The organism is Trichocoleus sp. ST-U1 (assembly GCF_039961835.1).
In the GTDB taxonomy this organism is placed as follows: domain Bacteria; phylum Cyanobacteriota; class Cyanobacteriia; order Cyanobacteriales; family FACHB-T130; genus FACHB-T130.
This window is the reverse complement of sequence record NZ_JAMPJZ010000133.1, coordinates 1-9,701: the sequence shown is the minus strand read 5'-3', so window position 1 is coordinate 9,701 and position 9,701 is coordinate 1. Positions and strand designations below refer to the sequence as shown.

Sequence of the window (9,701 nt, the reverse complement as noted above, 5' to 3'; positions counted from 1 at the left end):
GGCAACCGGATCGATGATTAGGTCGCAAATTCTCAGTTCTAGGCGATTAAGGTCGTAGGGGCGCTGGTTGCCATTTGGTCGCACGGATGACCAGAGGTGGCGGACATTTTGCATTGTCCCGGCGGTTAATTGGGCTTCCGTCCACTGGATAAAGTGGGCGTGGCTTTCAAATAAGGGGACGCGGGCTGGGGTTTTTGGAAACAGTCCCCAGCGAGTCGAGTGATAGCCAGTGGCTTTCCCATCCAAAAACGGGGAAGAAGCACTGAGAGCGAGGTATAAGGGTGCTTCTAGGCGGACAAGGCGAATCGCCCGCATCAGGGTTTCGGGATCGCTGATGCCAATGTTGATGTGGACGCTGGCGGTGACAACTTTGGTGCCGTAAGTGTTCTCAATGTAGTCGTGGTAAGGATTGCTAGGGTCAGAGCGCCAGAAGCGATCGCTGCCGCCTAAAGACAGCGTACTCCCCGGAATCAGGGTGTAATTTCCCAGGCGTTTTAGATACTCTCGGAGTTGCCGTCTAGGGCGTAGCAAGGCACACAATAATCGGTCGTAACAATAAAAGGGTTCTGTGATATATTCCACGTTGCGGCTATCCGGCTCCCGCATGAACCCGTCTAGGTCTGCCACAATCCGATCGGATAAACCCACAATGTCACCATTGGGGGTGCCGGTATACATTTCAATTTCAAAGCCTTTTGATAGCAAGGGGTTTTTCCTCAGATGAGTGAGTACGAAGTACGGACACGGGATACCGCTACCGTTAAAAAGTGTATCGAGGAAGACGAAATGGCTCCTCTGCCCTTAGTCTGGCATCAAAGTTGGTACTGATGATAGACAGTGGTGGCGGCTCGGTGTAGCAAGGAGTGCCGATAAACGAGGGAGTCAAGATCGTCAGCATAACCCCCGCCAATCACACAGGCGACTGGGTAGCCGAGTGCCACACAGGTACTCAAAACTTGCATTTCCCGACGGAAGATTCCGGTGTCTGTGAGGGCGAGTTTGCCCAAGCGATCGCCAGCATGAGGATCGACCCCAGCATCGTATAAAACGAGATCCGGCTTGACTTGTGACAGCAAATCTGGGAGATATTTTGCCAAGGTTTGCAGATAGGCGTCATCTTCCATCCCTATCGGGAGAGGAACATCTAAGTCACTTTGTTGTTTGGTTCCGGGAAAGTTAACTTCGCAGTGCATCGAGAAGGTGAAGACGCTGCTATCTTCTTGGAAAATCACGGCGGTACCGTCGCCTTGATGGACATCTAAATCCACGATCAGGATTTGACGCACCAGTCCCAGATGTTGAAGCACGCGGGCAGCAATGGCTAAATCGTTGAAAATACAGAAACCGGAACCATAACTGGGAAAGGCGTGATGAGTGCCACCCGCAGTATTGCAAGCTAAACCGTGAGTAAGTGCCAGTTTAGCGGTGAGAATCGTACCGCCTACTGCCACGCAGGTACGATTCGCTAATGCGGGACTCCAGGGCAATCCGATTCTTCGCTGGGCTTTGGCATCGAGGGTGCCTTCACAGTATGCTCGGACATATTCTGGGGTGTGAACGAGTTCTATCCACGCTAGTGGAGGAGGTTCGGGCGGATGAATTTGCTCTGGATGCGCTACGCGATCGCTTAAGAGCATTTCGTAGAGTTTGCTGAATTTGGGCATGGGGAAGCGATGCCCTTCTGGGAGAGGTACGACATAATCCGGGTGGTAAATAATTGGCAAGTCCATATTTAAAATTTTGAACTGCCAAGCGGCAAAGGAAGAGAGGATTTCCGAGGCAATTTTCCTCAGACGCTACGCGATCGCAAAATTTTCCAGGCAAACCCACTAACCAGGCAACCTAAACCAATACTGAACAAGATGACAATAACCAGATTCGCCAAGGGGATGACTGCGGATAGTTGGTTGTCGATTTGGTTAGGGTAAGGCTGGGTAAAATCTTTTACCAACGCCGAGGAAGCAGAGGCGGCGACTGAGGCGGTTCCCACTCCCAGACTGGCAGCGGCGATAATATTTTCCAGATTGCGATCGCGCTTAGCTTGTTCAATCTCGACGATGCCTCGAATCGTATTAATCACATCTTCAAGCACTCTCAATGCAGGGCTAAAGCTGGCACGATCTTGTTGGATTTGAATTTCGTATTGCTTGACTATTTGGTTGAATTGTGCCAAAAAATGCAGCTCGGTTTCTCCATATTTGCTAGCTTCTTGAAGCAGGTAATTTAAATGTTCTTGGTATTTTTTCTGATAGGTTTCAATCGCGTGCAATTGAATTTCTAGATGATTTAAGTCTGAAGCATACTGGGACAATATTTTTATATTGACTTCTAAAATTCTCTGCAATTCTTTTAACGGTAGCTGCTTGAGCATTTCACCCGCTTGAAAAATATAGCCGAAATTCTCTTGCAATTGCTGTCTGAGTTTCTGAGCTTCACAATAAGACCAAATAATTTTATTGCGGTAGTAAAACAACTGCATCCAGACCTCAGAATATTTAGCAGCTTCAGTTTCGGCGGCTACATCGGGATAAAAGATAACCAAAACATGGTGATTCTCTTCCATGTCCCAACGCTGGGGAGATAGCCACACTTCAAAAACGGTTGCCCCTAAAAATTTTCCTTTGCTTGGCTTTTGCTGTTTCCATCTCCCAAACTTCAAAGTTTCGTAAGCTTCTTGGGCGAGACATTCTAAAGGGGTTTCACAGTTTCGAGGCAAAATCCCAGACACGATCCAGGTTTTTCCAAGATTGCCTTGTTTATCAGCAGCAAGATGTTTGAGGGTAGGAAAGCATTTAAAAGATTGCAGATAGTCTCGATCATTAATGTGGCAATTAAACAAAAGCCCATAACTATCGCTAAATCGCACGGGATAATAAAAGCCTTTGACTGGATATCCTTCAGTGCGAGCTTGAAAAGTATAATAAGCTTCAGTTTCCCCCGCTAGGCGCAATAATTCTAAATATTCTGGATCGTTATAATTTGAATCGTCAGCAGCGACAAGAATTCTTTGCAATTCTAACGGGAAGTTATCCCAAAACGCGAGCTGATTTTGGTTGATTTGCCCTGCATCGTCTCCCAAGCCGTTTCTCCGGTGGTAAACAAATAGATCCAGGTTAGGAAGAAATAACAGGTTCATCGGAAGAGTAAACATATTGCCACCATACCTGGCGATTTAAATCACAGCGATGTCAACCCTACTTCAGAAGCAAGGAAGTAGAAGTTGCGAGAACTTTTAAACAAAGCCCGCTGGCGCGGACTGAGAACCAATATAGAGTGTATGACGAAACCTGCTCAAGGTAGATTTAGAAGCGATCGCAAAATCTGGCGTAGCATCTCTTCCCCACCCAAAATTCATCCGATTTTAGACTTGAAGATAAGGCAAGCGAGCGATCGCTGTAGATACGCCGTATACAACACCTCGACATCTTTGTGTCACAGCAACTCCCGGCAAGGGAGGACGTTTAAACTGGATGGAGAGAAGAGAAATCAGCAAGTGATGGGGAGGGAGGAGAGAAAATGCAACACAAAATCGTCTGGGAACAGGGTAGCAATAACCCTGACAATACCAACAACTTCGCTACCATCCGCGAATGGTGGGCAAATCTCGCCGACGATAAAATCACTTGGCGACAGCGAATCATTCCTCAAACGGGCGATGCTACCGAACTCGATTGGGAACCCCAACGCTTTGACGAAGTATTTGAGATTCAAATCCCTGAGATTCGCGGTATCACTCTCTACTGGCGCAAAATCAACGAAGATCGAGAACGCAGCACTACGCCTACCAAACTCGAACTTGATACCCTTCGCCAGCAACTTTATATCTATCCCCAATCTCAAAAAGAACTTGTCATTCGGGTAGGGATGCCAGAAATCACCTATCAAAAGATTGAATTTAACTCTCCCCAATTGCAATTTGCTGCCAAGGAAGGTGAAAACCACATCCTCACTCTGCGAGATACTCAGCAACAGTTGGAAGTGAAAGCCATTCTCAGCCCAGAAAATTTGAGACAGTTGATCGATCAGTTGAAGCAACAATTGTCGTAACTACGCTGTATCTTTTTTCTAGAGGTCGCGCCAGCAGATGAGATAAATCGTGTCTCTACAATTGTCTAGCTGCGATGTGTAGCCGCGATAGGGGCAACCTCCAGAGTTGCCCCTATCACCAGTCTCATAACATATACAAATAGATTTGAGATAAAACTATCAACATGAAGCAATGGATTGTCCCGATTGCCTTTATTCTTAGCGGATTTCTCGTTGGGATAATTTTTGATAAATTTTTTCTTCCCAGACTCAAAAGAATTGCTGTTAAAACTCGGTTGCCAGGGAATGAAATCGTTTTTCATTCCTTGCGTGGTATCCCCAAAATTTGGTTTATTGTTGCTGGCTTTTACGGAGCCATTTTTACCCTTCAACTAAATCAGGTTATTCCTGACCGGATTTCTGGCATTTTTCAGAATATTCTGACTGTTATTTTCCTCTATTCTGTCACCTTAGTTTTAGCCAGACTGACGGCGAGTTTTGTTACGATATTTGGTCAAAGAACACCCGGAGTTTCAGCTTCATTACTATCTAACCTAGCCAAAATTGTCGTTCTGGTTTTGGGAATCTTGATGATCTTGCAAACGCTAGGGATTTCCATTACACCTATTTTGGCAACCTTGGGAATTGGCGGTTTGGCAGTTGCTTTGGCATTTCAGGATACCCTATCTAACTTATTTTCAGGATTATATTTGATTATTTCTGGACAAGTCAGAACTGGCGACTATGTAAAACTAGAGACGGGACAAGAAGGTTACGTTACCGATATCACTTGGCGGAATACGGTGATTAGAGAACTGCCAAATAATCTAGTCGTTGTGCCTAATACAAAACTGGCTTCTGCCATTTTTACGAATTACCATTTACCAGCGAAAGAAATAACTTTACCGATTCAAGTAGGTGTCAGTTACGATAGCGACTTGGAACACGTTGAAGAAATAACGGTTGAAGTTGCTAAGGAAGTAATGCAAGAATTAGCAGCCGATATTTCTGATTTTGAGCCTTTTATCTTATATCAAAACTTTGGAGAATTTAGTATTAATTTTACAGTGTTTCTTAGAGTTAATGAATTTCTAAACCAACGAATTGCCAAGCATAAATTTATCAAAAAATTACACCGACGCTATCAACAAGAAGAAATTACTATCCCTTTTCCAAGTAGAGAAGTTTATGTAAACCAGAAGGGAAATAATATTGCTAATGAGTAACATAAACGCTGAACGAATAGAAGCCGCAGCTATCCAATTTGGATAGCTGCGGCTTTCTTTAGTCGTCAGACTAACGATTACCGACGATTACCGACCCTGACGACCCGGACTGCCAGGCGCTGCGCCTGCTCCTTCGTCGTTACTGGGCTGGTTCCGATTGGAATTGCCTGGATCGCAACCTTCTGGCCCATTACCGACCCCTTGGTTGCAATTCTGACGCTGATTCGTGCGTTCGCTCCCCTCTACCTCACGGTTATCGCCAGGGACGTTTTCTGGCTTGGGAGTATCAACTTCGCGCACTGTGGGGGGTTTCGCACCTTCTCCCGCCACGTATGGCGAGGCGATGTTCTGAGCCTTCCCAGTGCTGACTAAGGCTTGGTAGAGGAAAGCACACACCTCTGCACGGGTGGCGACTTGATTGGGTTTGAGTGACTGGACATTGGGATAGTTCACCACCAGACCCCGTTCTGTCGCTGCTGCAACCAAACTGCGGACGTCGCTAGGGATGCTAGCGGCATCGCTGTAAACTTGCAGTAGCGTCTGGGTGGTGGTACTGGCAGAAGAGTAGTTCATTCCCTTTGCCAATGCCACTAAGATATCCAGACGAGAAAGCTTTTGGGTGGGGTTGAATGCATTGCTGGAAACAGCGCCTAAAAAGCCCATTTCATAGGCTTCTTGGATAGCACTGTACGCCCAGTAATCCGAGGAGACATCCCGGAAGGCGATCGCATTCCGCACTTTATTCATCTCAAACGCTTTCCGCAGCATTGCCGCAAACTGGGCGCGAGTCACCGGCTGATCGGGTCGGAATCGACCATCGGGGAAGCCTTCGATAATTTCTAACTCCGCCAGTTGGGCGATAAAATCTTTTGCCCAGTATCCCTGCGGAACATCGGGAAAACTCGTCTGGATGTTTCGAGTGACTCCCACGTTTGCATATCTTGCCAGCAGCTGGCTGACTTCGTAGGTCGCGTTCTCGGCTTCTACCCCAATCACCTGCACCAACTGACCGGGAGCTGATGTCAATAAGGCAGCCATTCCTGAACTGTAAACGCTCATCGTCTCACCCGCCAGCATTGATTCACCGCTGGTAAATGAGCTGGAATAAACGCTAGTCGCCGCCGAAGTCGAAATCTCGCTCGATTGGAACTGGCTGACGTTAATTTGCTCGACGCTGCTCAGGAATGTTACCCGTTCCTGAGAGTCGATTTGGGTGTAGTAGTTGTAGGCGGTGGTACCGCTATCGATGTTGCCATCCATGTCGGCATCAATGCCGTACACAGTCCGCACTACGCGGGTTTCAGACGGATTTTCTGACAAAATTAGGTTAACGGCGGCGTTTTCAGACAAGCATTCAAACTCGCTGTACCCAATCAAGCGATTTTGGTCGTATAGACGCACGACCACGCGATCGCCCGGATTCACACCTTTGACAAACTTCGCTTTTTGCTTGATTTTGTATCTGAAGTCGCCGAGATACTGCTCTTGGGCATAGCTGTTGCCTTGTTTCGACTTCACCGACACGCGAGTAATCACCTCTGTGAGGCTGCCTGCGGGTTGCAGAACGGCAAGACTAAAGTTGCCTGCGGATTCGGTCATTGCCACCGTAGACCGCTGTTCTGTGCGGACGGTACTCCTTTGCTCGGTGGTTTCCGTGCGACGGGTTGTTGTCTGTTGCCCAGTGGTGGTACTTTCCGACCGGAGTCGAGCCGTCAGCGTCTGGGTCGCTGCTTCATCCCACTTCACCACCGTTCCAGATTCGTTGGTGCGATAAACCCAAAATCCCTGTTCTTTGGCGCTACCGACCAGTACCAGCCAGCCGGGAACCAGTGCCTCGGTGCAGGCAACACCTGCTTCTGCTAACTCCAAGCAACCATTTGACCAAGTTTGCTTCGCCACCTGAAGGATGGTTAAGTCAGAACTTTGCATTCCTGTCCGTTGGGCAGCATCCTTTAAAACAGCTTCAGCAACCGCTGTTGGCAGCTGGGCGGTATCGTCTTCTGCTTGGCTGAGCAGATTTCGACCCGATAAGGGCAGATTGCCCATTGTTTGTCCAACTTGCGCGATCGCAGGGGCAACCGTTGTCATACTTAAACCGGCAGCAGCAAAAACCAGGCTGCCTAAAAATACCAAGGAACTTCGCTTCATTAATCTCTTCTCACACCTAAACAAAACGGGTAGCGTGACTTTTCAAGTCGGTTAGATGTTCCCTGGTTTATCTCTTTTTAATGATAGAGACTATTACGATAGAAAAATAGTTAAGGAATCTTAATAATTATCGTGACGACTCAGCAGCTAAAAACAGGAAGCACTTTTGAAAAACTCAACTGGACTTGGCGCGGCTACCGGATTCAGTACACAGTCATGGGCACAGGTCGCCCTCTAGTGCTGATTCACGGCTTTGGCGCTTCCATTGGACACTGGCGCAAGAATATGCCAGTCCTCGCCGCTGAGGGCTACCGAGTATTTGCCCTAGATTTACTCGGATTCGGCGGTTCGGACAAGCCAGCCCTCGATTACACTCTCGAATTGTGGGAAGAACTACTCAAGGATTTCTGGAAAACTCATATTCAGGAACCGACCGTCTTTGTCGGCAACTCGATTGGGGCATTACTCAGCTTGATGGTAGTGGTGAATTCTCCAGAAATTTCCGCTGGTGGCGTGCTGATTAACTGCGCCGGGGGCTTGAATCATCGCCCTGATGAGCTGAATTTCCCCCTGCGGCTGGTGATGGGAGCCTTCACGAAGCTGGTCAGTTCCAAAGTCGCTGGCCCGTTCCTATTTAACCGCATCCGCCAGAAAGATCGTCTCCGTCGCACGCTCAGACAGGTCTACGTGAACCCTGAAGCCATCACGGATGAACTGGTGGATATGCTTTACGATCCTTCTTGTGACACGGGCGCTCAGCAGGTTTTTGCCTCAATTCTCACAGCACCCCCTGGCCCTAGCCCAGCTGAGTTGTTGCCAAAAATACAACACCCGCTGCTGGTACTTTGGGGAGAAGATGACCCCTGGACGCCGATTAAGGGTGCGACGATTTATAAAGAGCTAAGTGAGAATGGGCAACCCGTGAAGGTTGTCGGCATTCCCAAAACGGGTCACTGTCCCCATGATGAACGTCCGGACGTGGTGAATCCTTTGATATTGGATTGGTTGGCGCAGCTGAGCAGTCAATAAAACTTAGTCAGTAAAAGTTTCGGTTCAACTGTCGTTGCACCGACTTGTGCATTTGAGGTTCTGAATTTAAGGTGCTGAATTTGAGGGAACGCGATCGCACTCGCTTCGAGATCGCGTCCCCTCGCGCCTGATTCACCTAACGTTACATCCAACCTCTTCGCTCCTTCCTTGCCTTCCTGAAAACAAAGGAAATTAGGATTACTCCATTCACTGCCGATCCCGTTCGCGGAAATCAATCTCGGAGCGGACAGACTCGTGGGGCGCGAGCGGTTTAAATGGATAAAGCACGGCTTGCTGTGATGAGGAGCATCCAACTCATCACGACTATAGTTAGGAAGATGCGGTAGGAACCATAAATGCTATATCGCAAAGAACCAGAGGGGCTGATAGCGATCGCGCAGCTTGCCCATGCGTGGGTATCGGGTCAATTGGCACAAGCGTGGGGAAATGAGTATTTTGGGAAGTTGGAACCTAGAAAAGAGGTTTGCTTAGGTGCCGAGCAACATGATATTGGCTGGCTGTCCTGGGAAAAGACGCCTACCTTCAACCCAAAAACAGGTTTGCCGCACAGTTTCACGGAATTACCGAGAAAAATCCATATAGATATTTGGTCAAAAGCCGGACAATTAGCGATCGCTCAAGGAAGATATCCAGCGCTGTTGGCTTCCCTGCACGGTACGCGCCTCTACGAGCATTACGACTCTAGTAACGACTCCGCAGAAGATATCCAGCTTGTGCAGGACTTCCTAGGGCGCGAACAGGCTTTCCAGAAGGAATTAATTGACTCCCTCCGCAACGATCCGGATTACGCACCCTACAGCACACCAGAAGCGATCGCCCGAAATCGGCAGTTAGTGGGAATCTGGGATTGCTTATCCCTAATCCTGTGCATGAAGTTAAGTAAAGAACGTTCAGTAGAGAAGGTTCCCACCGCTGAGGGTGAAATTACCCTGAAGCTGACGCCACTAGCAGGCGATCCAACCCAGGTAGCGGTAAGTCCTTGGCCTTTTTCAGAGAACGCGGTGACGCTGGTTTGCGAAGGACGCTATCTATCGGAAACCTTCCCAGACGAGGAGACGATGCGGAACGCGATCGCGAAAGCACCTTGGGTGACGATTAAAACTCACCTGCATCCCGTGTAAGCACCGACTGGATTATGTATAGCAATCGCCAAGGTAATTAGGACGACAAGCATAAGACATGCTCGATTGCATCTCGCAAACAATTAAACTGGTCGAGTTGTTTGCGGATGCGGCTCTTGAGCCAAGACCA

General features: G+C 48.2%; 9 protein-coding genes and 1 pseudogene. 4 read left to right on the top strand and 6 right to left on the bottom strand.

Going from position 1 to position 9,701, the window contains the following annotated elements:
- The 3 genes from gshA to NDA06_RS25590 form a co-directional block, all read right to left on the bottom strand.
- Window positions 1-705: glutamate--cysteine ligase (gshA, locus tag NDA06_RS25600; protein ID WP_348251916.1), on the bottom strand; the 705-nt coding region annotated here is incomplete at its 3' end.
- Between the two features lie 107 nt (window positions 706-812).
- Complete coding sequence (locus NDA06_RS25595) at window positions 813-1,730, bottom strand: histone deacetylase (RefSeq protein ID WP_190987133.1); 918 nt, start codon at window positions 1,728-1,730, stop codon at window positions 813-815.
- A gap of 59 nt (window positions 1,731-1,789) precedes the next feature.
- The gene (locus NDA06_RS25590; protein WP_190987132.1) at window positions 1,790-3,151 is read right to left on the bottom strand and encodes a hypothetical protein; all 1,362 of its coding nucleotides are present in this window, start codon (window positions 3,149-3,151) and stop codon (window positions 1,790-1,792) included.
- Window positions 3,152-3,516: 365 nt separating this feature from the next.
- Between NDA06_RS25590 and NDA06_RS25585 the strand changes: the two genes are divergently transcribed.
- Both NDA06_RS25585 and NDA06_RS25580 read left to right on the top strand, forming a co-directional pair.
- Window positions 3,517-4,047 carry a hypothetical protein gene (locus NDA06_RS25585; protein ID WP_190987131.1) on the top strand — a complete coding sequence of 177 codons (531 nt, stop codon included), beginning with the start codon at window positions 3,517-3,519 and terminating at the stop codon, window positions 4,045-4,047.
- Window positions 4,048-4,211: 164 nt separating this feature from the next.
- Window positions 4,212-5,252 carry a mechanosensitive ion channel family protein gene (locus NDA06_RS25580; protein WP_190533734.1) on the top strand — a complete coding sequence of 347 codons (1,041 nt, stop codon included), beginning with the start codon at window positions 4,212-4,214 and terminating at the stop codon, window positions 5,250-5,252.
- An 87-nt stretch (window positions 5,253-5,339) separates the two neighbouring features.
- Here NDA06_RS25580 and NDA06_RS25575 read toward each other — a convergent pair whose 3' ends face one another.
- Window positions 5,340-7,400, bottom strand: coding sequence for an S-layer homology domain-containing protein (locus NDA06_RS25575; protein ID WP_190987130.1), 2,061 nt, complete (start codon window positions 7,398-7,400; stop codon window positions 5,340-5,342).
- Between the two features lie 132 nt (window positions 7,401-7,532).
- Here NDA06_RS25575 and NDA06_RS25570 point away from each other — a divergent pair, with 132 nt between their 5' ends.
- Window positions 7,533-8,429 (top strand): alpha/beta fold hydrolase, encoded by an 897-nt coding sequence (locus NDA06_RS25570; RefSeq protein WP_190987129.1) that lies wholly within the window; start codon window positions 7,533-7,535, stop codon window positions 8,427-8,429.
- On the opposite strand, the gene NDA06_RS25565 is transcribed toward NDA06_RS25570, so the two are convergent.
- Window positions 8,423-8,581 (bottom strand): hypothetical protein, encoded by a 159-nt coding sequence (locus NDA06_RS25565; RefSeq protein ID WP_190529144.1) that lies wholly within the window; start codon window positions 8,579-8,581, stop codon window positions 8,423-8,425. The two genes, NDA06_RS25570 and NDA06_RS25565, sit on opposite strands and share 7 nt — an antisense overlap.
- Window positions 8,582-8,785: 204 nt before the next feature.
- Here NDA06_RS25565 and NDA06_RS25560 point away from each other — a divergent pair, with 204 nt between their 5' ends.
- Complete coding sequence (locus NDA06_RS25560) at window positions 8,786-9,571, top strand: DUF3891 family protein (protein WP_190529142.1); 786 nt, start codon at window positions 8,786-8,788, stop codon at window positions 9,569-9,571.
- 37 nt (window positions 9,572-9,608) lie between these two features.
- Here NDA06_RS25560 and NDA06_RS25555 read toward each other — a convergent pair.
- Window positions 9,609-9,701 (bottom strand): annotated as a pseudogene (locus NDA06_RS25555) (IS630 family transposase); the annotation flags it as partial.